The organism is Cellvibrio japonicus Ueda107, from assembly GCF_000019225.1.
Classification (GTDB): Bacteria; Pseudomonadota; Gammaproteobacteria; order Pseudomonadales; family Cellvibrionaceae; genus Cellvibrio; species Cellvibrio japonicus.
The window spans coordinates 1,337,893-1,361,464 of the sequence record NC_010995.1; the positions used below are offsets into that span (position 1 = coordinate 1,337,893).

The 23,572-nt window shown below is 52.3% G+C and carries 18 protein-coding genes; 8 read left to right on the top strand and 10 right to left on the bottom strand.

What is annotated here, in order from left to right:
- The first annotated feature begins 32 nt into the window (after positions 1 to 32).
- From cel3D to CJA_RS05600, 3 genes are all read left to right on the top strand, one after another.
- A complete protein-coding gene (gene cel3D, locus CJA_RS05590; RefSeq protein WP_012486788.1) occupies positions 33 to 3,242 on the top strand; it encodes a beta-glucosidase Cel3D in 3,210 nt (1,069 codons plus the stop codon).
- A gap of 154 nt (positions 3,243 to 3,396) precedes the next feature.
- Positions 3,397 to 4,017 carry a DUF3617 domain-containing protein gene (locus CJA_RS05595; RefSeq protein WP_083766830.1) on the top strand — a complete coding sequence of 207 codons (621 nt, stop codon included), beginning with the start codon at positions 3,397 to 3,399 and terminating at the stop codon, positions 4,015 to 4,017.
- Between the two features lie 140 nt (positions 4,018 to 4,157).
- A complete protein-coding gene (locus tag CJA_RS05600; protein WP_012486790.1) occupies positions 4,158 to 5,888 on the top strand; it encodes a phosphate ABC transporter substrate-binding/OmpA family protein in 1,731 nt (576 codons plus the stop codon).
- Between the two features lie 44 nt (positions 5,889 to 5,932).
- Here CJA_RS05600 and CJA_RS05605 read toward each other — a convergent pair whose 3' ends face one another.
- The 4 genes from CJA_RS05605 to CJA_RS05620 all read right to left on the bottom strand — a co-directional run bounded on the left by CJA_RS05605 (position 5,933) and on the right by CJA_RS05620 (position 9,055).
- Positions 5,933 to 6,304 carry a hypothetical protein gene (locus CJA_RS05605; protein ID WP_012486791.1) on the bottom strand — a complete coding sequence of 124 codons (372 nt, stop codon included), beginning with the start codon at positions 6,302 to 6,304 and terminating at the stop codon, positions 5,933 to 5,935.
- A gap of 39 nt (positions 6,305 to 6,343) precedes the next feature.
- Complete coding sequence (gene purK / locus CJA_RS05610) at positions 6,344 to 7,417, bottom strand: 5-(carboxyamino)imidazole ribonucleotide synthase (RefSeq protein ID WP_012486792.1); 1,074 nt, start codon at positions 7,415 to 7,417, stop codon at positions 6,344 to 6,346.
- 26 nt (positions 7,418 to 7,443) lie between these two features.
- A complete protein-coding gene (purE, locus tag CJA_RS05615) occupies positions 7,444 to 7,935 on the bottom strand; it encodes a 5-(carboxyamino)imidazole ribonucleotide mutase (RefSeq protein WP_012486793.1) in 492 nt (163 codons plus the stop codon).
- A 181-nt stretch (positions 7,936 to 8,116) separates the two neighbouring features.
- Positions 8,117 to 9,055, bottom strand: coding sequence for a sodium-dependent bicarbonate transport family permease (locus CJA_RS05620; protein WP_012486794.1), 939 nt, complete (start codon positions 9,053 to 9,055; stop codon positions 8,117 to 8,119).
- 115 nt (positions 9,056 to 9,170) lie between these two features.
- Between CJA_RS05620 and CJA_RS05625 the strand changes: the two genes are divergently transcribed.
- The gene (locus tag CJA_RS05625; protein ID WP_041552027.1) at positions 9,171 to 10,124 is read left to right on the top strand and encodes a LysR family transcriptional regulator; all 954 of its coding nucleotides are present in this window, start codon (positions 9,171 to 9,173) and stop codon (positions 10,122 to 10,124) included.
- Positions 10,125 to 10,137: 13 nt separating this feature from the next.
- Here CJA_RS05625 and CJA_RS05630 read toward each other — a convergent pair whose 3' ends face one another.
- Positions 10,138 to 11,163, bottom strand: a complete 1,026-nt coding sequence (locus tag CJA_RS05630) for an FAD:protein FMN transferase (protein WP_238526829.1) — start codon at positions 11,161 to 11,163, stop codon at positions 10,138 to 10,140.
- Positions 11,164 to 11,339: 176 nt separating this feature from the next.
- Here CJA_RS05630 and dauA point away from each other — a divergent pair, with 176 nt between their 5' ends.
- Complete coding sequence (gene dauA / locus CJA_RS05635) at positions 11,340 to 13,067, top strand: C4-dicarboxylic acid transporter DauA (RefSeq protein WP_012486797.1); 1,728 nt, start codon at positions 11,340 to 11,342, stop codon at positions 13,065 to 13,067.
- A 2-nt stretch (positions 13,068 to 13,069) separates the two neighbouring features.
- Here dauA and rdgC read toward each other — a convergent pair whose 3' ends face one another.
- The 3 genes from rdgC to CJA_RS05650 all read right to left on the bottom strand — a co-directional run bounded on the left by rdgC (position 13,070) and on the right by CJA_RS05650 (position 16,003).
- The gene (rdgC, locus tag CJA_RS05640) at positions 13,070 to 13,978 is read right to left on the bottom strand and encodes a recombination-associated protein RdgC (RefSeq protein WP_041551160.1); all 909 of its coding nucleotides are present in this window, start codon (positions 13,976 to 13,978) and stop codon (positions 13,070 to 13,072) included.
- A 180-nt stretch (positions 13,979 to 14,158) separates the two neighbouring features.
- Positions 14,159 to 14,779, bottom strand: coding sequence for a BamJ family beta-barrel-assembly machinery protein (locus CJA_RS05645; protein WP_012486799.1), 621 nt, complete (start codon positions 14,777 to 14,779; stop codon positions 14,159 to 14,161).
- 60 nt (positions 14,780 to 14,839) lie between these two features.
- Complete coding sequence (locus tag CJA_RS05650) at positions 14,840 to 16,003, bottom strand: AI-2E family transporter (protein WP_012486800.1); 1,164 nt, start codon at positions 16,001 to 16,003, stop codon at positions 14,840 to 14,842.
- A 218-nt stretch (positions 16,004 to 16,221) separates the two neighbouring features.
- Between CJA_RS05650 and CJA_RS05655 the strand changes: the two genes are divergently transcribed.
- On the top strand, positions 16,222 to 17,052 hold the full coding sequence (locus CJA_RS05655; RefSeq protein ID WP_148208808.1) for a type 2 periplasmic-binding domain-containing protein: 831 nt from the start codon (positions 16,222 to 16,224) through the stop codon (positions 17,050 to 17,052).
- Between the two features lie 183 nt (positions 17,053 to 17,235).
- Here the strand turns inward: CJA_RS05655 and feoB are convergent, their stop codons facing one another.
- Positions 17,236 to 19,092: a ferrous iron transporter B gene (gene feoB / locus CJA_RS05660; RefSeq protein WP_012486802.1), complete on the bottom strand. Its 1,857-nt coding sequence runs from the start codon at positions 19,090 to 19,092 to the stop codon at positions 17,236 to 17,238.
- A gap of 48 nt (positions 19,093 to 19,140) precedes the next feature.
- Entirely contained in the window at positions 19,141 to 19,434 is a 294-nt protein-coding gene (locus CJA_RS05665; RefSeq protein ID WP_049765404.1) for a FeoA family protein, read from the bottom strand.
- Between the two features lie 264 nt (positions 19,435 to 19,698).
- On the opposite strand from CJA_RS05665, the gene CJA_RS05670 reads away from it, so the two are divergent.
- Positions 19,699 to 20,547 carry a DUF3014 domain-containing protein gene (locus tag CJA_RS05670; protein ID WP_012486804.1) on the top strand — a complete coding sequence of 283 codons (849 nt, stop codon included), beginning with the start codon at positions 19,699 to 19,701 and terminating at the stop codon, positions 20,545 to 20,547.
- Positions 20,548 to 20,884: 337 nt separating this feature from the next.
- A complete protein-coding gene (locus CJA_RS05675) occupies positions 20,885 to 23,512 on the top strand; it encodes a TonB-dependent receptor (RefSeq protein ID WP_012486805.1) in 2,628 nt (875 codons plus the stop codon).
- Positions 23,513 to 23,572: the final 60 nt, after the last annotated feature.

The following is a 23,572-nucleotide window of genomic DNA, read 5'->3' on the forward strand; positions in this document are numbered from 1 at the left end:
TTCTTAAAAAAATGAAGAAGAGAACGTGTGTTATGAAAAAACGACATCCACTGGCGACCTTCGGTCTTATCGCCGCCGCTTTATTGACGGGGAGTGTATTAGTACAGGCGGCGCCTGATACTAATATCAAGCTTTGGCCAAAGCCTCATTCGCCTATTCAGGACTCTGCTGAATTTACGGCAAGGGTTGACGCTATCCTGCAAAAGATGACGCTTGAGGAAAAAGTCGGGCAAATCATGCAGGCGGAAATCCAAACGGTCACTCCCGAGGATGTCAAAAAATACCATCTTGGTTCCGTGCTTAATGGCGGCGGTTCCATGCCCAACCGTATTGAAAATGCCAAACCCAAAGATTGGGTAGAGTTTTACGATGCGCTCTACGACGCCTCGATGGATACCAGCGATGGTGGCCAGGCTGTCCCTATCCTGTGGGGAACCGATGCAGTACATGGCCATAACAACCTCACCGGGGCGACGCTCTTTCCCCACAATATCGGATTGGGGGCAACCCATAACGCCGAGTTAATTCGCCGGATAGGCGCCGCCACTGCTAAAGAGGTGCGCTCTACCGGTATTGAATGGGTATTTGCGCCCACCCTGGCTGTTGCCCAAAACGATCGCTGGGGCCGCACTTATGAAAGCTATGCGGAAGATCCCAAGGTTGTTGCCACACTTGCCACGGCGATGGTGGAAGGTTTGCAGGGCAAGGTAAATACCCGTGAGTTTTTAACGGAGAACCATGTCATTGCTACGGCCAAACATTTCCTGGCCGATGGCGGTACAGAAGCGGGTGATGACCAGGGTAATGCCCGTATTAACGAAAAAGAATTAATTAAAATCCATAACGCCGGTTATGTGCCTGCAATCGAGGCTGGTGTGCAAACCATCATGGCCAGTTTTTCCGAATGGAATGGGCAGAAGGTGCATGGCAGCCATTATTTGCTGACTGAGGTATTGAAAAACCGCATGGGCTTCGATGGCTTTGTCGTCGGTGATTGGAATGGCCATGGCCAGGTACCCGGTTGTACCAATGATTCCTGTGCCCAGGCCATTAACGCGGGTATTGATTTGGTGATGGTCACCTACGATTGGAAAGACATGATCACCAATACCCTGGCCCAGGTAAAATCCGGGGAGATTTCCCAGGCGCGCCTGGACGATGCGGTGCGTCGTATTTTGCGCGTTAAAATGCGCGCAGGCTTGTGGGAGAAAAAGCCATCGGCACGCGCGAATGCAGCGGATCTGGCAGTAGTCGGCAGTGCAGAGCATCGCGCTATTGCACGCCAGGCTGTGCGTGAAAGCCTGGTGTTATTGAAAAATGCTAACAAGGTATTGCCGATCAATCCCAGGCAAACCGTGTTGGTTGCCGGCGATGCAGCTGATCATATCGGCAAGCAGGCAGGTGGCTGGAGTGTCTGGTGGCAGGGGGTGGCCGATGCAAGTGAAAATTATCGCTTCCCCGGTGCGACCTCTATTTATGCCGGTATCAAGCAAGCTGTTGAACACCATGGCGGTAAGGTTGTGTTATCCGTCGATGGCAGTTTCACACAAAAGCCCGATGTTGCTGTTGTTGTCTTTGGTGAAAACCCCTATGCAGAGGGTAGTGGCGACCGCGCCACCCTGGAATTTGAACCCGCGAAAAAGAAATCCCTGGCACTGCTGAAAACCCTGAAAGCCCAGGGGATTCCCGTTGTCTCTGTGTTTATTTCCGGCCGCCCCCTGTGGGTCAATCCCGAATTAAATGCCTCTGATGCATTTGTGGCTGCCTGGTTACCGGGATCGGAAGGTGCTGGTGTTGCCGATGTTGTCATTGCCGGAGCTGATGGCAAACCCCGTTACGATTTTACCGGTCGCCTGTCTTTCTCCTGGCCCAAATCGCCTTTGCAGGATGTGCTGAATCCCCATCACAAAGGTTACCAACCCCTGTTTAAGTTGGGTTATGGATTACATTACAAATCCGGCAAGGCGGGTCCTGAAAAACTGCCGGAAAATATGCCAGGTGTAGCCAGTGATAAGCCGCAGGATATTGAGCTTTATGTGCGTCGCCCACTGGAACCCTGGCATATCTTTATTGAGAACTATGAGCGCCAGCAAATCCTCAGTGGCGCATTTGCCGCCCTGCCAAAAGGTGATGTCAAAGCCATAACCAGCGATAAAGATGTGCAGGAAGATGCACTGACGTTTACCTGGAAAGATACCTGGCGCGCAGGCTTGACCCTGGAAGGGGGCGAGCCGCTGGATTTAACCGCACATGTCAAAACCGGCGCCTTGTCACTGGATATCAATATTATCGAATTGGCCAAAGGAGGCGTTTCTTTCAAATTGGAATGCCAGCGCGATGGTTGTGAACGCCTGGTGCCCTATACCCTCAAAGCGCGTGAAATGTTGGGTAAGGGATGGCACAAGGTGATAGTACCGCTCAGTTGTTTTGTACACGAAGGCGATGACTTTAGTGCGGTTACCATGCCTTTTGCACTTGAAACCGGTGGTGCCGGCCAGGTGGAAGTGGCCAATATGCAATTGCTCCTGAATACACCCAAAGACGCATCACTGTTATCTTGCCCGGACTACAAAACCCAATCGGTCACCCCGGATATGTTGAATGAGTGGTGGGCGTTGGAGTGGTGGTTGCCTCGCCACGAGCAAAAACTCAAAGACAAGCAGGCTATATTGGATAAAAAAGGCCAGGTAGACCTGCTGTTTATTGGTGATTCCATCACCCAGGGGTGGGAGAAAGAGGGGGCAGAGGTATGGAAAAAATACTACGCCAAACGCAACGCCTTTAATTTGGGCTTTGGCGGTGACAGGACAGAAAACGTACTTTGGCGTTTGCGTCACGGCGCTGTGGATGGTCTGGATCCCAAACTGGTGGTATTGATGATCGGTACCAACAACACCGGGCACCGCAAGGAGAACCCGGCCGGCATTGCGGCAGGTATTCAATTATTACTCAGCGAAATCCAGCAGCGCCTGCCCAACAGCAGGGTATTACTGTTGGCCATTTTCCCACGCGACGCAAACGCAGATGGCCAATTGCGTCAAAACAATGAAAAAACCAATGCGCTGATTGCCGGGTTGGCGGATAAGCGCAAGGTTTTTTTCCGCAATATCAATGCACAGTTCCTGGCCAAAGATGGCGAGTTGCCGGTAGACATTATGCCGGATTTGTTACACCCGAATGAAAAGGGTTATGCCATTTGGGCCAAGGCTATTGAGCAGGACATCCAATCCCTCATGAAATAACCTGCTGCTTGTCCCTCGCTTTCTCCATTCATCGATTGTTGTAATCGATGAATGGGGGCAAGTGTTCACAACACCCTCTGCAACATTAAGCTAGTATTCATTGGCAATACGTATAAAGCTCTCCACCTATTACCTTTCCGGAAGGATGTTAACCATGAAACGCCATCTCCTTGCTGTTGTCTGCTTGTCCATTGCCTGTAGTGCCCAGGCCCAGGTTAAGGTCGATATGAAACCTGGCCTTTGGGAAAACACCATCACTATGGATGGTGAGGGAGTGAAGCAAATGGAAGCTATGCATAGCAGCCAGATGCAACAAGCCATGGAAGAAATGAAGCGACAAATGGCCAATATGCCAGCGGAACAGCGCAAGATGATGGAAGAGGCTATGGCCGCATCGGGTATACACGTGAATGAGGACAGTGTTTCACTGGCTAATGGCCAGGTGAATATCAATAAAAACGGCATGCTTGCCAAGCAATGTATTACCCAGGAAGAAATTGATCGTGGTGAGGTGGCAGATGTGGGGGATGAATGCCAATCGACCTTGACACAAATTGCTAAAAACCGCTTTAAGTCCACCCAGGTGTGTACGGGTGAAAATTCATCGACGACAGAAACCGAGATTGTGTTCCATTCGCCGACACATTATACCGGCAAGGGTTCATCATCCCAGGTGTTTAACGGCCAACAATACAGTACGAATATCACCATGGAAGGCAAGTGGATTGATAGTGACTGCGGTGACATCCTCCCAGCAACTTATGATGATGAGTAATCATATTCGCTGACCTCCACTCTCCGGAGCCTTGAACGAAAAGCCCCACCCGGGGCTTTTTTCTTACTGGTTTTGCTGTAATTCCGCTGTCACACAAGCTGCCTATAGTGCCCGCACTCCAGTATCAAGCGAGCGCTCTTATGTCCCCCAAATCCCATAAGCAGATTCACTACAATGTGGCCTTAGTCGATAAATTATGGAATTTGAAACGTTTATGTGAAGCCCATCTGAAAATGCATATACCACTCAATATGGTATTGAAGGATGAAGAGTATCGCGCGGAGCTGCTGGAAAAGGCGTTATCAACAGAGAATAGTGAATTAACCCAATTGGTATGGGATATCCGCCAAATGGAGGATGCTATTGTCTCGGCAAGCCATGAAGGAAAATCATTCAAGCCAAAAAAGAAATCCCGTAAAGGTATCCGCTTACATTATTGGGGGTTGGTAACCTCGGGATTGTTGCTGTTCCTTTGCGGTTATTTATTCCGGGCATTTTTACCCCTGGATGCGGGCCAGGTATTTATAGGGCAGGCGGTTGCCGGCAGCCAGGTACAGGCGACCGCTAATACACATACTAATAAGCCTGCTTCGACCTTTGTTGCCGGTGAACGAGCACAAGGCCCTTTGTTCCGTATTCATGGCTCCAACACCCTGGGTGAAAAACTGGCCCCGCGTTTGGTCGAGTCCTGGCTGATGGCTAAAGGAGCAACCAATATTGCAACAGAGCAGGGTGCCACTGCCACGGAAAAAATGATCAGTGCCCATATAAATGGTCGTGTTGAGTATGTAGAGATACATGCCCACGGCTCCAGCACAGCCTTCACGGATTTGATGAGTGGTAAAGCCGATATGGGCATGTCTTCCCGCCGTATCAAACTCCAGGAGCGCGAATTGCTCATGGAGAAGTTGGGTGATTTGACGGAGCAGGGCAGTGAGCAAATTGTTGGCCTTGATGGTCTGGCAATTGTGACGCACCCGGCGAATCCCATTTCCAATTTATCCCTGCCCCAGTTGGTAAATATTTTTTCCGGTAAGGTTAATAATTGGTCCCAGCTGGGCGGAAAAAACCTGCCCATTCAACTCTATGCGCGCGATGAAGCTTCGGGAACCTGGGACTCATTTAAAAGCCTGGTGCTGGACCCGGCACAGGCGAGCCTTTCTCCCACTGCACAGCGCTTTGAATCCAGTACACAACTGTCAGATTCAGTAGCCAAGGATGAAGGGGGGATAGGTTTTATCGGTTTGCCTTATGTGCGTCGTGCCAAGTTGCTGTCGATTTCGTCTGCCGAGGGTTCCACAGCGATTATGCCGACTCATTTTACGATCAGTACAGAGGACTACCCCTTGGCGCGCCGCCTGTATTTTTATTTGCCGCAACATAACCTTCATGCAGAAGCAGAGGAGTTTGCCAAATTCAGCAATAGTGAACGCGGCCAGGGCATCGTCGAGGATATAGGTTTTATTTCGCAAAACATTAAAGCGGGACAACCGTTCGCCAATAATTTTTATCCACCGGAAATGCGCGACCTGACCCTTCGCTCCCAGCGGCTTTCCATTAATTTTCGTTTTAAGGACGGCAGTGACCAACTGGATAGCAAATCCCTGTCAGACCTGGAGCGCCTGGTGAAATATGTTGAAGTCAACGCACCCAAGCGACTGCAGCTGTTTGGGTTTTCCGACAGTGAAGGTGATAAACACGAAAACCTGGCGTTATCCCTGCGGCGCGCCAAGGTGGTGGAAGATCATTTGATTAAACGGGGGATTTATCCCCTGGTCGCTAAGGGGATGGGGGACGAGGCTCCCTTGGCGAGTAGTGATACTGAAGCCGGGCGCCATATTAACCGTCGTGTGGAAGTCTGGATCTTGTGATGGGTTGAGCAACTCACCCGGCAGGAGCGGCAAGGTTACCGCCCCTATTTTTTTAATAGCCAAGCCTTGGCGTCATCGACATTCTTAAACAACTTGCCCTTGCCAATAAAACGGCTGGTCAAAACATCGCGAATGAATTCGGTGATGTCGCGTGTGCGGGGATTATTGTCTACCCAGGCGATGCGGTATTTATGGGTAATCCCTACCTCTTTAAATAACCTTGGATAATCAAACGCTTCACTGGTTGACAGGGTTCGTGTCAGGTATTGCTCGCCCAGGATATTGTAGATGCCGTGGGTATTGCAGGCCTCGATAACCTGTTTCCACATTGCCACGGCATTTTCATAGTTGCCAATACCCTCGACCTGCACATGTAAATAGCCATCCTGGGGAGTGATTACAAGTTGATAATCCACAAAAACATCCTCGGGTTGTGGGAATCGATATTGTGTTGCCTAATCCTTGAGAGCCTTGAGGCTCCAGTCAATCGCATCAGTATAAAGGGCCGCTGGCAGCAAGTCGCCTAAAAGTACCAGGGTTTCACGTACTTGTGTGACATCCGTACCCAGGATATTGATATGGCCCACTTTGCGCCCTGGCCGAACTTCTTTACCGTACCAGTAGGTGCGTGCGCAGGGAAGGTCGCGCCATGCGGGGTTATAGGTGGTGCCAATCAGGTTGATCATAACGTTTTGGCCGATGATCTGTGGCGCGGGTGTCGCCATGCCACTAATGGCGCGCAGGTGGTATTCAAATTGGCTGATACTGGCACCGGCCTGGGTCCAGTGACCGGAGTTGTGTACGCGGGGAGCCAGCTCGTTAATCAACAACTGGTCGCCCACGCGGAAGGTTTCCATGGCCATCACACCAACATAGTCGAGTGCGGCAAGGATGTTGCCCAGCATGGCTTCAGCCTGTGCCTGTAGTGGTTGCAGGCGTGCCAGTGGCGCTACTGATGCATAAAGGATGCCGTTGAGGTGAAGGTTGAGTGTCAGGGGATAGAAAACACAATCTCCTGCGGCGTTGCGCACGCCAACGAGAGAGACTTCTTCCTCAAAGTTGATGGCTTGTTCCGCAATGGCTTCACCCTGCCAGTCATCGGGCACCTGGTCATCATCGGTGCGCAGCCAATGCTGGCCGCGACCATCATAGCCACCGGTGCGGCGTTTCAGCAGCACGCGCTCGCCCAATTGGTCGCGCAGTTCATTGGCGGTGATGTCATTGGCGACATTGCGCCAGGGGGCAGTGGCTATACCGAGGGAATCAATCAGTTCTTTTTGGGTTTTGCGATCGGCCAGGCGACCGAAGACAGCTTTATTGATAAAGCGTGAATGCTGGGCGAGGGTATGGGTGACCAGTGTTTCGGGCCATTGCTCGCGTTCGGCAGTAACCAGGTCAGCGTCGGACAGGCTTGGGGCGTGGCTCTCGTTAATATCTACCGGGCGCACATCCAGCGCCAAAGGCATGCCCGCGTGTTGCAGCATTGCGCCCAATTGCCCGGCACCCAGGACCCAAACTCGTTGACTCATGCACTCGCCTCGCTGGTGAAAACGGATTACTGATCGCGTGGATCGGGATTGTCCAATACCGCCCGGGTTTGCGCCTGGCGAAATTGCTCAATCCTGGAAGACAGTGCAGGATCGGTTAGCGCCAGTATCTGGCAGGCCAGCAAACCGGCGTTAAAGGCGCCAGCTACCCCAATGGCAAGAGTGCCAACGGCAACGCCTTTAGGCATTTGGACGATGGAATAAAGGCTGTCCACACCATTCAAAGCCTTGCTTTGTACGGGAACACCCAATACCGGGAGGCGGGTATGCGCAGCCACCATGCCGGGCAAGTGCGCGGCGCCGCCGGCACCGGCAATAATCACAGCATAGCCCTGATCTACGGCAGATTCGGCAAAATCGACGAGTTTTTGCGGTGTACGGTGTGCAGAGACCACCTCAGCATGGTGCTCCACGCCCATTTGCTCCAGTATCTCGACGGCGGCCTGCATGGTGGCCCAATCGCTCTTGGAACCCATAATCACAGCAACTTTTCTAGCCATAACCTATGCCTGTTGGTGTCTGTCGGAAAAAAAGGGGCGCATCTTACCACAAGGTGAACCTATGCCGAAGGTTCTCTTTGATCGTTGGGATGTCTCTTGGTGTTGTTGAACACGCATGCCAGGGACCAGGTCAAGGATGGCTCAATAATTCCCCTGGTGCCGGCTGCGCAGATAAATGCTTTCACTGCGATATAAAAAGATTGAGCAACTGATAGTAAACCGGGATGCCCAATAACACATTGAGTGGAAAGGTGACGCCGAGCGCAGCAAAGATTGCCAGGCCTGTATCGGCTTCTTTAATGGCCGCCTCAATGGCCGCCGGTGCTGCAATATAGGATGCACTGGCTGTGAGTGTTGCCAGTATCAAAATACTTCCCTGCGGTAATCCCAAGGCAAGACCCACAAGGGTTCCCACTACAGCCAGTGCAAAGGGGGCGATCAGGGCAAAGCTAACCAGCTTCCAATGCCGCCAGGGGAAGGGATTGAGGTGTTGTGAGGCGCATACCCCCATTTCCAGCAAAAACAGGGCGAGCAGGGCCTTGAACGCCCCCAGAAATAAAGGCGCAATCTCCTTGCTGGCGCCAGGTCCGTAGAGATAGCCAATAATCACACCGCCTGCCAATAACACTACCCCTCGACTGGTCAGGGCTTCATGCCAAATCCCCTTCATGCTGCCGCTGGCACCTGTAGCTCTTTTATAGAGCAGGATAGCGACGACTATGGCAGGCAGTTCCAGTAGCACCAGGTACAGGGTGGTTTGTGGGGCAAGGCTGAGCTGCTTGGCTTCGGCAAATGCCAGGGCTACCGCAAAAGTACCGGCACTGGCCGAGCCATAGTGGGCAGCAATGCTGGCGCTGTTGGCAGCACTCAATTGCACCAATTTGCGCAATAGCGGGTAAAGCAGCAAGGGAATGGCAATACCCAGGGCGATGACGCTCATGACCTCTGGCAAGAGCTGCCAGGTTACCTGGCCGTGCAGGGCCAGGCCTCCTTTCAGGCCGAGGGTCAGCATTAACAAGATACTCAGGGTGTCATAGGCCGCCTTGGGGACTTTTAGGTCCGATTTGGCCACACCGGCTACAACCCCTAACAGGAAAAACATAATAACGATATCGGGCATGGTTTCGGCTCCTGGTGAATACAGGGCCATGATGGCGATAATTTTGAATAGAAGATAATTAATGTTTATGCTTATATACATTGATAATTATCTATATTTTATACCGGGAGCTGTTGTGAACATTCGCCACCTGACCTTTCGCCTGTTACAGGTTTATATTGCTGTCGTTCGCAGTGGCTCCATTTCCCAGGCGGCTGCCCAGTTACACCTTACCCAACCCACGGTATCCCAGCAGATCAAGCGCCTGAGTGAGGCTGTGGGAGAGGGGTTGCTGGAGTTGCGTGAAGGGGGGTATCAGCCCACCTTTGTGGGGCGCGAGCTTTTCAATGCCGCCCAGGATGCCCTCAGCCGTTTCGAAGATTTCAACAGTTTTCTCAGCGATGCGACCCTGGGGACGCGCGGACATTTCAGCTTGGGGATAGTGACCACGGCCAAATACGTATTGCCTCGCCTGCTCAGTCCCTATGCCCAGCAGTACCCGGGTGTGGATGTGACACTCAACATCGGCAACCGCGGCAGTGTATTGCAGCGTTTCCACAATCAGCTGGACGATTTGTATTTATTTAGTTATCCGCCGACCGGCGATCATGTAATCAGTGGCCGTTTACTGCGCAATCCACTGGTAGTGATTGCGCCGCGTCACCACTGGGCAACACAGCGTAGTGAGGTGTCGTTTGCAGAGTTGTTGGATGAGCGCTTCCTGATGCGGGAACCCGGCAGCGCTACGCGCATGCTGTTTGAAAACTGGTTGCGTGAACAGAACCTCCAGTTACATAAGACCCTGCAAATCGAAAGCAATGAAGCCATCCGCTTGAGTGTGGAGACCGGGTTGGGTTTGGCGGTGTTATCGGAACATACCCTGACGCAGATGGGGGATAGTGTGGCGCAGCTGCCGGTAAAAGGCTTTCCGCTACAGGGACACTGGTATTTGGTGCGCCATAGCCATCGGCGCCTGCCTGTGGCAGCGCGCCATTTTATCGAGTTTGTGAATACGCATTTGGGGGAGTGGGTCGATGAGAAGTATCTCAGCAACCAGCTCCAGGTATTGCTGGATACTTCCTCTATCTAAACCTAAACAGACATCAGGGATTGTTGAGTGTGATTCCCTGGAGGGCTTCCAATGCAGGGCTTTTGATCTCGCGCAATTCATCGCCGTGCTGGTCGATGAATAATACCGCCAGGTGATTGGCTTTAGCGACTTCCATACCTTCGCCGCTGCCCAGGCATTGCAGGGCAGTGCTCCAGCCATCGGCCAGTGTGGGGTTGGGGTGAATGACGGCAACGGAGACGGTGTTGTGTTCTACGGGCTTGCCAACACGTGCATCGAGAATGTGGCTGTAGCGTTTGCCTTCGCTATCGAAGTAATGGCGATAGGTACCCGAGGTGATCAGCGACATGGGTTCTCCCGCATCAAAGCTGACGATCTTTTGCAACTTGCGTTCGCCCGGTAGTGGCTTATCCAGGCCAATTCGCCAGGCGCTGCCATCTGCCTTTTTGCCGCGAACCTGCAATTCACCGCCGATTTCAACCAAATAGCTTACTATGCCGAAATCGTTTTCCAGTAACTTGACGACCCGCTCAACGCTATAGCCCTGGGCGATAGAGTTGGAGTCTATGCGCAATTCCGGCACTTGTTTACGCAGTTGGGTATCGCTGGGGATATCCAGCTTGTCCATGCCGACAATGGTGAGGGCTGCGGCAATTTCCTCGTCAGACGGTTTGTTGAAGACATCTTTTTTAAAGCCCCAAAGCTCAAACAGGGGCTTGCTGGTGATGTCGTAGCAACCATGGCTGGCGATATAGATATCCCTGGCGCGTTTGACCAGGTCCACCAGTTCTGCGTCGGTGTTGACAATATCGGTAGCCTGCAGGTTGTTGAATTGCTCGATGACCGAATCATCGCGATAGTTGGAAAATACCTGGTCGATGTGGGCCAGTTCCTTGCTGATTGCTTCCTCCAGTTGTGCCTGGGACACGCTGCTGGTTTCCGGCAGGTACAGGCTGATGTTGTAGGTAGTACCCTGGGTAAATCCCTGGATTTTGAGCGGTTCTTCGACTTTGGGGGTGCAGGCTATGCACAGGCTGCCAAGCAGGGTTACAACCGCCAAATGTACAAGCCTTTGGTGAGCGCGGATAAGGGTCCTGTATGCCATGGGTCTCTCTCAGTCTCGTCATTGCAATCGGCGCGCATTATAGCCCCATGTTTTATCGATTATCCCCGCCTTTTGCGGCGAATTTACGCACCTTGACCTAAGGTGTAGCTATTACCCGGCGGAGAATGCCTATGCCTCATCGCGCTCATCTGTTTTCCCTGCGCCCCGGTCATGCTGTACGTGAGGCCTGTGTGCGCGAACCCTATAACCGAAAACGCCTGACCCGTGACCTGCTCGCGGGTTTGACGGTTGGGGTCATTGCTATTCCACTGGCGATGGCGCTTGCTGTTGCCAGTGGCGTACCGCCTCAGTACGGCCTTTATACCGCCATCATTGCCGGTTTCCTGATTCCGTTGTTGGGTGGCTCGCGTTTTAGTATTTCCGGTCCGACAGCGGCCTTCGTGGTCATCCTCTATCCGGTTGCACAGAAATACGGTCTGGGTGGGCTATTGGTTGCCAGCGTAATGGCGGGGGGCATCCTGGTGATCATGGCGCTGCTGCGCCTGGGGCGTTTGATTGAATACATTCCCGAAGCCGTAACCCTGGGATTTACCGGCGGCATTGCCATAGTGATTGCCACCTTGCAGATCAAGGATATGCTCGGGCTCGATATGGGTGAGATGCCTGAGCACTATATCGATAAGCTGTGGCTGTTATTTTCCCATCTATCGCACTGGCATTGGCCCAGTGTGGCGGTGGCGGTAAGCACCCTGATGGTGATGTTGGCCTGGCCGCATTTGAAATGGCCTGTCCCGCCGCATTTGCCGGCACTCCTGCTGGGTACCCTGGTTGCCTTGTTACTGGCCCAGGCGGGTTATGGTGTGGATACTATCGGATCGCGCTTTTCCTACCTGCTTCCCGATGGTTCCCATGGCGCAGGTATTCCTTCCCAACTGCCGGAATTTGAATGGCCCTGGTTACAAGCGGGTGCCGATGGCCTGCCGTTGCGCTGGTCCTGGCAGCTCTTTCAGGATTTGCTGGCGGCGGCTTTTGCGATTGCCATGTTGGGAGCCATTGAATCACTGCTGTGTGCTGTGGTGCTGGATGGCATGACAGGCAAGCGCCACAGTGCCAACAGCGAGCTTTTGGGGCAGGGGATTGCCAATATGGTAACGCCTTTCTTTGGCGGTATTACGGCAACGGCGGCCTTGGCGCGTTCGGCAGCCAATGTGCGTGCCGGGGCTGAGTCGCCGGTTGCCGGTATGGTGCACGCGCTGGTGGTGTTACTGGGATTGGTATCCCTGGCACCGCTGCTGGCATATATCCCTATGGCTGCCATGGCCGCGCTATTGGTGATGGTGGCCTGGGGCATGAGTGAAGCCCACAAGGCGGTTCATTTGTTAAGGACGGCACCGCGCGGCGACATTTGGGTATTTGTCGCCTGCCTGGGATTAACCGTGTTGTTCGATATGGTGATTGCGATCACTGTTGGGATAGTGTTGGCTGCCTTGCTGTTCATGAAGGAAATCGCGGCTATGACCCACGCCGAAGATATAACGACCCAGGCGACAGACGCCCTGCCGGAGCACTGGCGCGTGTTTAAAATCACCGGCCCCTTGTTTTTTGCTGCGGCAGATCGCGTGTTTGGCGAGTTATCGACCCTGTGTACTGAGCGACAACATATCGTGCTGTCGCTCAAGGAAGTTTCACTGCTGGATGCAGGTGGCTTGGCGGCATTGAACAAGCTCATAGATAAATGCCGCCATAACCAGACGGAACTGATACTCACGGATATCCCGCCCCAACCTTTGAATACCCTGGCGCATGCGGATATCAAACCGATCAAGGGGGCGTTGCGTTTTTACCTTACCTTGGAGGAGGCGCGGCGGACCATTATCCAGGATAATGCCGCCGCCTAGTGTTATTCCGGCTCTGCCTCGCCACCAAACGCGGCGAGCAGGGCGGTAATAAAGTTTTTCAATTCCAGGGTCATGATGGCAAAGTCGGCATCAAATTGTTCCGCCTTGGTTTCGGGATTGCGATCATTGGCTTTTTCGCTGACCACATCCTCAAACTTCAAGCGCTTGACTCCTAATTGATCATCCAGGATGCAATGGATCGACTCTTTCCAGCAGAGTGCAATCTTGCTGACGTGCATCCCACTGTCCAAATGGCTGCGAATTTCACTCGCGGTTAAATCGAGTTTTTTACAGCGCACCACGCGTCCATCTTTAGTCGCCTGCAATTCGACCTCTTCCCCCAGGGCAAATTGATGCGGTGCTTCGCTATCGCGCAGCCACTGGGTCATGACCTGGGTTGGCAGGTGTTTGGGGGATATCGGCATGCAGCGCAAACTGCCCAGGGCTTCGCGCAGTTTGCTGAGCAGGTCTTCTGCGCGTTTGGCGGAGCTGGAATTCACGACAATCAGTTTTTCCTGTAGCGCGATATAGGCGTAATCCAGCGAGGATTTAGTAAAGGCACGCGGCAATAGCGAGAAGATAATTTCGTCCTTCAGTCCATCGCGTTCCTTGCGTCCCACCGGGCGTGATTCGGCTTCGCGAATAGCGGCGACTTTTTCTTCCAACTGCTCTTTGATCACACCGCTGGGCAGGATTTTTTCCTGCTTTTTGGCACAGATCATCATGTAGCCATTGCTGGCGTGTACGTACTGCGTACCTTCGCGCCCCAGTGGCGGTTCAAAACCATAGCGCAGCGGGTCGAGGCTGCCACAGGGGTTAAAGCAGAATGGGGCGAGTTTGTCGTTGAGCTCTTCCGGACTGAGTGTCCAGTCATCGGTGAGGCGGTAGAGGCGTAAATTTTTAAACCACATGGAAAGTCCGATAAAAACGCAAAGCGGGAAAGAAGGTTGCAAGGATGTGACTTGGACCTCTGCCTAACCGCTGAGACACGCTGTAAACCCATCCCTTGGAACTCGACGTTGGCATCCTGTCTCCGACAGTCTCAGCCATCAGGCTGAAGCCCAAGCTGGTGAGGGCGGTGGGTGGTTCACTTACCCAACAATATCAATCAACTCGACGTCAAAAATCAGCGCCGAGAAGGGTTTGATAGAGGCACCGGCACCGCGCTCGCCATAAGCTAATTGATAGGGGATGTACAGGCGCCATTTGGAGCCGACCGGCATAAGTTGCAGGGCTTCGGTCCAACCGGCGATGACACCGTTGACCGGGAAGTCGATAGGCTGGCCACGTTGGACGGAGCTGTCGAACACAGAGCCATCGATCAGGGTGCCGTGGTAGTGGGTTTTAACGCGCGAGGTGTTGGTTGGAACAGCGCCTGAGCCCTGGGTAATCACCTCATACTGCAGGCCGGAAGCGGTGACAACCACACCATCACGTTTGGCGTTTTCAGCCAGGAAAGTCTCACCCTCGGCGGCCAGGCTTTTGTGTTGCTCTGCCTCTTTCGCCTGCATACGGCGGTTGATTTCGCCAAAGGCTTCCTGCATTTGCTCATTGCTAAAGGGATTGGCAACATCGTTCAGGGCATCGAGCAGGCCCTGGGCAACAGCTTCAGCGTTGATGCCATCAAAAGGGTTATCAATCAGTTGCTGGCCCATCTGGCGGCCCACGCCGTAACTCACACGGCCTTCGATACTGGAAAAATCCCGGGACATAACATACTCACTCAGTCTTGATCAAAAGGCCGGGCAGTCTACCAGATACACCGGACAGGATCAGGTGCGATTCTCCGGTGGCTGATCCCGGTTGTCGGGGGCATGTGCCAGGGGCTCGCCGGGAATATCGACTGGCTCGGTTTGCGCGTGCGCCTGTGCTATCCCTTCATCACCATCAGGGGCAAGGATATGGATCTCGCGGATAAAAATGCCCCAAAACGCCATAAACAAAGCCGCTACCAATGGGCCGATAATAAAACCGTTAACACCGAATAGCCCCAGACCGCCGAGTGTCGAGAGCAGGACAATATAGTCCGGCAACTTGGTGTCCCGGCCCACCAGGATAGGGCGCAGGATGTTGTCGATCAGGCCTATGACACCACCGCCAAAAGCTACCAATATTGCGCCTTTGGTGAAGTCGCCGGTTGCGAACAGGTAAATAGCGACAGGGAGCCAGATCAGCGCCGGACCGACAGCGGGAATCAGTGACAATATCGCCATCACTACCCCCCATAGCAGTGCACCGGGAATACCCAGTACCCAGAAAATCAATCCACCCAGGCTGCCCTGGATCACCGCAATCACCAGGTTTCCCTTGATGGTGGCGCGGGTTACCTCCCCGAATTTGGCAAATAACAGGCGCTCGCGCGCATCACCCAGGGGGAGGGCGCGAATCAGCAACTCCAGCAACTGGGGGCCATCGCGCAACAGGAAAAATGTCAAGTACAACATCAGGCAGATATTGAGTAACAGGATAAAGGTATTCTGCCCGGCATTGAGTAGGTGTTGCGCAATCAACTTGCCGCTGCTCATGCCCAGGTCCAGGGCATTTTTCTTGAGGTTATCGATATCAATCTCAAGGTGTTCCAGCGCCTGTTGTACCGCCGGGAATGCCGTGCGCAACTGTTCGATATATTGTGCCGGGTTAATTTCCCCGGACTGCAGCTTGCCATAAAAGACAGCGCCCTCCCGGACAACCGAACTGATCAGAAAGATGGCTGGTAGTACCACAATCAGGATGCAGGCAACGAGGGTTAGCAATGCACTGGTATTGGTTCTGCCCCTGGTCAGTTCAACCAGGCGTAAGTGCAATGGATAAAAAATAATGGTGATAGCACAAGCCCAGAAGATGGTTCCGAAAAAGGGCCTGAGTACCAGAATAAAGGCGATGGAGACCGCTAGCAAAAACAACAAAAAAGTACGGGTTTCCAGTTTTTTATTCATAGTTGGCAGGTTAATCCATGGAGTGATGGGAGTGGTTAGGCTAACACTTCCGATGGGTAAAAAACATCGAGTCGCTTTTGTTCCAGCTGAGCTATGCTATGGCTATGCGTTCATCCCAATCCTCATTCCATCGCCGGACAGATTGTAAAGCTCGCTGGAGCAGAGGGTGGCTACTACTGTCACTTTGTCTGGTACTGCCCCTGCGAGCGGAAGAATCCGTGCTGACCATTGACGTCAAGGCAGTAAACCAGGAACGTCAGGAAGGTTATTACATCGACCTGCTCAAGCGAGTGCTGGAAGCGAGCAAGGCGCCCCATGAAACTATCCAATATCGCTTTGCCGATTATCAATTTGCCCAGTTGCGTTGGGTCACTGAATTGAGTCGGGAATCGCCACACAACAATGGTGTGCTCTGGACTATGACGACCCAGCAGCGCGAGCAGATGTTGCGGCCGATCAGAAAGCCTTTATTTGAGGGATTGATAGGCCAGCGTGTACTGGTCATTCGTCGTGTGGATCGTGAAAAGTTTGCGCGAATTAATACCCTTGAGCAACTGCGTGAACTGACTGCCGGGCAAGGGGTGCAATGGCCGGATCTGGATATCTTCCGCGCTAACGATTTGCCCGTCATTGAAGGTAACGGCAAGGAGCAGTTATACAAGATGCTGGCTGCAAAGCGCTTCGATTATTTCCCCCGAGGGGTAATGGAAATTGTTTCCGAGCAAACCCTGCTGGATCAATATGACTTGATCGTTGAACCGCGTTTAATCATTAGTTACCCGGCAGCCATCTATTTTTTTGTGAACAAACACAACCACACCCTGGCGCAACGCCTGGAGCGCGGATGGGAGGTCATGCAGGCCAGTGGGGAATTCCAGCGGTTTTTCTATTCCCATGAGCGGGTCGTGCACGCGCTCCGGTTTTTGCAATCAGGACAACATCACCCCATTTATCTGCACAACCCGCTTGCTCCACCCGGGCTACAGGTCAAACCCTTGAAGGACTGGCTTGCGCCAGGTCGGCCCTGGCCCAAGCCAGCTAAACCATAAGCGGGCGTCAGGATTTATGGTTTTGGGGTTGAGCAATTGCCTTTTGCCTTTGGCAAATCGCAACTGTTACAGCCGCCACAGGCGGATGGTTTCCCGCTAAACAGCCAGCGGCGCAGCAGGAAAATAATCGCTGCGATCAGGCAAACACCGACGATAATTTCCTGCCACATACATAAACCCTCATCAGTTCAAAATGGCACTGGCGACCTGGAACGTGGCCCAGCCGGCAAAGTAGGCCAGTGCGAACAGATAGACCGTAAAAATGATAGTAGATTTCAGCGAGTTGGTTTCGCGTTTAACCACAGCAATGGTCGATATGCATTGGGGGGCATAAACAAACCAGGCCAAATAAGCAAAGGCAACAGGCAGTGACCAGCTCGCCGCCAGCGTAGCCCCCAGGGCCGTCTCAATAGAGTCTTCGCCCACCGCATAAACGGTCGCCAGGGCACTGACCGCAACCTCGCGTGCGCCCATGGCCGGAATCAGGGCGATACACATTTGCCAGTTGAAACCCAGCGGTGCAAACAGGGGTTGCATAAAATGACCGAGTTGGCCAGCAAAACTGTAGTCAATAGCGGGAAGGGTTGCATCTTCCGGTGCTCCCGGAAAACTGGCCAGGAACCAGAGGATGATCGACAGTGACAATATGATGGTGCCGACGCGGCGGATGAATATCCAGGCGCGCTCGCGCAGCCCCATTAACAGGTGATAGGCCATTGGCCAGCGGTAGCTGGGCAGTTCCAGCAGCAGGGGGAATTCTTCTCGCGCCTGCTGGCGGCGCATGATCCAGGCTACCAGTGCTGCACTGACGATTCCTGCCAGGTACAGGAAAAATAATGTCAGGCCTTGCAGGTTAAAAATTCCCCACACCGTTTGCTGCGGAATAAAAGCGGCGATGATCAAGGCATAGACCGGCAGGCGCGCAGAGCAGGTCATCAACGGTGCTACCATGATGGTAACAAAGCGCTCGCGCGGATCCGAAATAGTACGCGTTGCCATAATGCCTGGCACTGCACAGGCAAAGCTTGATAGCAGTGGGATAAATGAGCGGCCGGAAAGTCCCAGCCCACGCATGATACGATCCAGCAGGAAGGCAGCGCGGGTCAGGTAACCACTATCCTCCAGCAGGAGAATAAAGAAAAACAGGATCAGGATTTGCGGCAGGAACACCAGTACACCACCCACACCAGCAATCAGCCCATTAGCAATAAAGTCTTGCAGTATGCCTTCCGGCAGGGTTCCGGCGACCCATTCGCCGAGGGAGGAAAAGGCGCCATCGATTACATCGACCAGGGGACTGGCCCAGGCAAATACAGCCTGGAAAATCACTAACAGGATACTAAACAGGAACAAGACCCCGAGAACCGGGTGCATCACTAACGCATCCAGCCGATCCTGCCATTGCGGAGCCTCTGCAGGCTGGATGACATACTGGCGCATCAGGCTTTCTATTTCGCTATACAAGGCTTCGATGGATTCCTGGCGATCACTCAGGCTCAGTACCTGTGTGTCGTCATCCTCTCCTGGCGCCCTGGTATAACTTTCCAATGCCTGGCGCAATGGCTGTACGCCCTGGGCATTGACTGCCACAGTTTCGACGATAGGGATACCTATGGCGCTACTCAGTCCGGTGACATCAATACTGATACCGCGTCGTTTGGCTTCATCCATTTGGTTGAGTGCCAGCAGCAGCGGACGATTCAGGCTGCGCAGTTCCATAACCAGGCGTAAACCGAGGCGCAGGTTACAGGCATCGACGACAGCGACCAATAAATCCGGGCGGCGCTCACCTTCCAGCTGGCCGAGGATGACGTCGCGCGCTACCTGCTCGTCGGGAGATGTTACAAACAAGCTGTAGGTGCCCGGCAGGTCGAGCAATTCAGCCGGGTGGTCCAGGCCAGTAACCCGACCGGAGCGGCGCTCGACGGTAACACCGGGATAGTTGGCGACCTTGGCGCGTGCGCCAGTCAGGCGGTTAAAAAGCGATGTTTTGCCGCAATTGGGGTTGCCAATCAAGGCAAAGCGAATAGCTGGGGTCATGGATCAGTACCTTAGGCAGGCCGGAGGAGCAGTCAACAGGTGAAGGAATCAGGGAGTCGTGGTTAACAGTTCCACATAGATTTTGGCCGCTTCGGCGCGGCGTAGTGCGAACTTGGTACCATTGACCTGCACTGCCAGGGGGTCAGCACCCAGCAGGCCAAAACCAATAATTTTGAGGGGCGCGCCCGGCAGAAAGCCTAGTTCCTTCAGGCGCAGGCTAACGCGCTCATCCTGGGCGCCAAACAAGGGTTGTGGTTTTATATCTATCACCCGAACCTTGGCGCCTTTGGGGCATTGATCCAGCCGCAGGCCAGGGGCAATAGTATTAACAGCCGTATTCATGAAGAAAATCCGCATCTAAATGAGAGTGATTATTAGGAAGAATACTGTATTTACCTGTTGGCCGCAATTTACAAGGTGTGGTGTTAGCGAGATTGATTGCCAGGGAATTGGGGGGGACTGTTAATCGTATTTGTGCTGCTATGGCTCGATGGGGAACAGCAACGGTTGTTGCCTTGTCTCAAGTTCAGCCATAATCGTTGAGACTTTTCCTGCTACCCGGCGTAAAAAGCCCGGGTATCCACTATCAACCCCTAAGGATTTGCTATGCACGATCATCAAGAGTCCCGCCCGAAATCGTCATCGACCACCCTGGTGGCGGTGGTGATTGCGCTGATTGTTATAGGTGCTATCTACTTTTTTATTAGCGACAGCAAAGACCCGGTAACACAACCGGTAACCACCTCACCGGTAACACCGACTCCCCAGGCACCGGTGGAGCAGCCCGCCGTAACACCCCAACCTGAAGTTGTCTATGAAGCGCCCCAGCCTATTGAAGAAGTAGAACCGCTACCGTTATTAAATGAAAGTGACACCCCGGTGCTGGATGCGTTGCGCGGTTTGCGCGGCGATAGCCTGTTGGCGTTAATTGTGCCGCAAGAGGTGATTCGCAAATTTGTATTAGCTGTTAATGGCGTAGCGGAAGGCAAGGTCGTTAATGAATATCGTCCGCTGGTTTCGCCTCCGCCACCTTTTATTCCTGAAACCTTCACGGTGACTGTGGAGGGAAGTGCGGTGGAACAACAGCGCATTGCCCTGGCTAATTACGCGCGTTATGAAACCTATGTAAATAATTTGGCATTACTGGATATGGATACGGTTGCGGCCATTTACCGCCGTTTTTATCCACTGCTTGAAGAGGCCTTTAAAGAATTGGGGCTCAAGAAAAGCAATTTTCACTCAGTGCTGATTGCCGCAATTGATAATGTGTTGGCGGCTCCCGATGTGCAGGGTGAAGTATTGTTGATCCAGCCCAAAGTGTTTTATCAGTATGCGGATCCTGTGCTGGAAAAAATGCCTCAAACCCACAAATTGATGGTGCGTATGGGCCCCGAAAATGCGCGCAGTGTGAAAGCCAGTTTGCGTCAATTGCGTGCAAGGTTATTGTCACAGTGATCATCTGTGGTGCGTTACTTTTTTGCTAAGACCTATCTTAAAAAGCCAGCGACTGCTGGCTTTTTTGTTGCTTTTGGTAGCAAGTGTTCCGATTTGTAAAAAAAGTTTCACTTTTTTCAAAAAAAAATTTCTGATCGTTTTTACTAAAAATACTCATCTAATTGATTTATAAGCATTTTTGCTAAAAGTCACACAAAACACAGCGCTGCCCATTCTGTTGACAACGTTGTCCGTCGGGAGTAGTGTTGAATCATCGACAACGTTGTCTTATCGACTGCAAAGTTGCCGAGTTAGTTCATCCAATACACACAAAATTGCAAATCACGGGAGAATAACCATGCGTAACAAGTTAAGTGATGCGATTAAGCTGGCAAACAAGAGTGCACTGATGTTGGGCTCTGCTGCTGCTATCGCCATGATGGGGGTTGCAACCTCAGTCCACGCTCAAGATGGAGCTATGGAAGAGGTCGTTGTTACTGGTATTCGCAGTGCGTTGAAGAACGCGGTAGATATCAAACGTAACTCCACTGCCGTGGTTGATGCCGTCTCTGCTGAAGATGTGGGTAAATTACCCGACTCTGATGTTGGCCAGGCCTTGGGACGTATTCCCGGTGTGACAGTTGGTCGTGCATTTGGTCAGGGAGCTTCTGTCTCTATTCGCGGTTCTGACCCGCAAATGACCTACACAACGTTGAATGGTCAATCCGTTGCATCCACCGGCTGGTACGATCAGCAGGCAATTGACCGCTCGTTCAACTATTCATTGCTGCCAGCAGAATTGATTGGTGGCATGGAAGTATATAAAACGTCCCAGGCTGACATTACCGAAGGTGGTATTGGCGGTACGGTTATCGTGAAAACCCGTAAACCTTTGGATCTGGATGCCAATACGGTATTTGGCAGTGTAAAAGGTAGTATCGGTACTGTCAGTGACGATTTTGCTCCTGAACTGTCCGGTCTTTACAGCTGGAAAAACGATGCAGAGACTTTTGGTGTCCTGGTGGCTGCGGCAGTAAGTGAAGGCGATTACATCCGTCGTGGTATTGAAGCTGATACCCGTTGGTCTGGTGATGTTGCGCCTACTACGTTTGTACAAGAACGTGAGCGTAAAGCGTTTGATGTAAATATTCAGGCAAGGCCATCTGACAATCTGGAAGTAGGCTTGCACGTACTCAGTATGGAATTGGTTGGCGACAACTCCAATACCAGCCATTACATTTTTGCCGGTAATGCTCCCGCAAGTACTTGTTCCGTGACTAACGCTAATGGTATCTGCCTAAAGAGCAATATTGGTGCTGCTGATGCTACCGATGCCTTTATTCAAACCTGGGCTCGTGTAGGTAAGATGACATCAGATACCTATGAGTTGAATGCAACTTATACCGGCGAGAACTTTAAGTTGTCAGGTGTGGTTGGTAAGACAGAAGCAGAAGGTGGTACTGATATGACCACCAACTATTCCTACTATGCTGGCCTGTTGCCAAAATGGACCGGTAGTATTGATGCCACTGGCAAAGAAATAAAAGTTCGCCCCTCCTCTGATCAGTCAACCACTGTTGCAGATTTTGGTACAACAGCAGGTCCAGCCGGCTCATGGGCGACAACCAGAGGCCCAAACTCTGACGAAGAAACTTTTTATCAGTTCGACCTGACCGTTGATCTTGAGCTTGGCTTGATTAACTCTTTCAAAACCGGTATCCGCTCTACCGAGCATGAGTTTGAAAAGCGTGTAGATCGCTCAGTCTTTAAGGCTACTACCACGGCAGCACAAACGTCATCCTTGTATAGCGGTACTATCGACATGGGCACACCGGGCTGGTCATCACCAAAACCGGACATTGGTGCGATGATGGCGAACACCCGTGCCAATATTTCCGGCTGGGTTGAAGAGCGTGGTGGTTATGGTTTGCTGAATGAGCAAAACAATTCATTCTACGGTATGTTTACCTTTGAAGGTGAGGGCGTAAGAGGTAACTTTGGCCTGCGCTACATCCAGACAGATGTTTATGGTATTGGCTACAAACTGGATGGTACTCCACTGTCTGTGGGTGACGTTGATCAGAACGCTGGTTGGGGCAAGCAAAAAGTCAAGGAAAAAGCCGATTACGATGATGTCCTGCCCAGTGTAAACGTTGCATTTGACTTGACTGATGATCTGGTATTGCGCGCGTCCGCTTCACAGGCCATTACCCGCCCCAATTACGACAACATGTTCCTCGAAGTGCAAACTGGCTTCCAGGATACTGTTGCCGGTAACGAAACCTATACCAAGGGTGATGTTGGCCTGCAGCCAATGAAATCCAGCCAGGCTGAAGTCGGTCTTGAGTACTACTACGGCGATGGCAACCTGATATCGTTGACATACTTCACCAAAGACATTACCAACTTCATCACTACAGAAACTGAAGTTGACCAAAGCATTGGTGTGGTAAGCCCTGACAGCGGTCTGGATAGCTGGACTGTGAACCGTTACATCAATGCCGGTGGTGGTGAGATTGACGGTATCGAACTGCAACTGAATCATGCGTTTGATAACGGCTTCGGTGTGTTGGTGAACTACACTTATGCCAATGGCAATGCGCCGGCTGTGAGTTATCAGGATAATATCGGTGTGTTTACCCTGTCATCTAACCACAATGCCAACCTGGTTGGTTATTGGGAAAATGAAGAGTTCTCAGCGCGTGCGGCATACAACTGGCGTTCCAAGTACATGGTTCGCGAAACGGGTTGGTACGGCAATCGTATGCATGACGACTTCGGTACCTTGGATCTGAGCTTCGGTTGGAATGTCAATGACATGGTTACCCTTTCTCTGGAAGCGACCAACGTTTTGGAAGAGGATGATATCCAGTACGGGGCAGCTGATAACTCAACAACGGTAAAAGCACCACTCAAAGACGGTTACCCAGCCTGGTCTTTCATGGGTGAAGCAACCTACAAGTTGGGCGTAAGCTTCAAGTTCTAATATTTCTCTGGAACTGACAAAAAAGCCCGGCGACTGCTGGGCTTTTTTGTTTTAGTAAAG

What these genes read in the sequence shown, in the direction of transcription:
- cel3D (WP_012486788.1), top strand. Translation starts at nt 33, where the DNA reads ATGAAAAAACGACATCCACTGGCGACCTTCGGTCTTATCGCCGCCGCT.
- CJA_RS05595 (WP_083766830.1), top strand. Translation starts at nt 3,397, where the DNA reads ATGAAACGCCATCTCCTTGCTGTTGTCTGCTTGTCCATTGCCTGTAGT.
- CJA_RS05600 (WP_012486790.1), top strand. Translation starts at nt 4,158, where the DNA reads ATGTCCCCCAAATCCCATAAGCAGATTCACTACAATGTGGCCTTAGTC.
- purK (WP_012486792.1), bottom strand. Translation starts at nt 7,417, where the DNA reads ATGAGTCAACGAGTTTGGGTCCTGGGTGCCGGGCAATTGGGCGCAATG.
- purE (WP_012486793.1), bottom strand. Translation starts at nt 7,935, where the DNA reads ATGGCTAGAAAAGTTGCTGTGATTATGGGTTCCAAGAGCGATTGGGCC.
- CJA_RS05620 (WP_012486794.1), bottom strand. Translation starts at nt 9,055, where the DNA reads ATGCCCGATATCGTTATTATGTTTTTCCTGTTAGGGGTTGTAGCCGGT.
- dauA (WP_012486797.1), top strand. Translation starts at nt 11,340, where the DNA reads ATGCCTCATCGCGCTCATCTGTTTTCCCTGCGCCCCGGTCATGCTGTA.
- rdgC (WP_041551160.1), bottom strand. Translation starts at nt 13,978, where the DNA reads ATGTGGTTTAAAAATTTACGCCTCTACCGCCTCACCGATGACTGGACA.
- CJA_RS05645 (WP_012486799.1), bottom strand. Translation starts at nt 14,779, where the DNA reads ATGTCCCGGGATTTTTCCAGTATCGAAGGCCGTGTGAGTTACGGCGTG.
- CJA_RS05650 (WP_012486800.1), bottom strand. Translation starts at nt 16,003, where the DNA reads ATGAATAAAAAACTGGAAACCCGTACTTTTTTGTTGTTTTTGCTAGCG.
- feoB (WP_012486802.1), bottom strand. Translation starts at nt 19,092, where the DNA reads ATGACCCCAGCTATTCGCTTTGCCTTGATTGGCAACCCCAATTGCGGC.
- CJA_RS05665 (WP_049765404.1), bottom strand. Translation starts at nt 19,434, where the DNA reads ATGAATACGGCTGTTAATACTATTGCCCCTGGCCTGCGGCTGGATCAA.
- CJA_RS05670 (WP_012486804.1), top strand. Translation starts at nt 19,699, where the DNA reads ATGCACGATCATCAAGAGTCCCGCCCGAAATCGTCATCGACCACCCTG.
- CJA_RS05675 (WP_012486805.1), top strand. Translation starts at nt 20,885, where the DNA reads ATGCGTAACAAGTTAAGTGATGCGATTAAGCTGGCAAACAAGAGTGCA.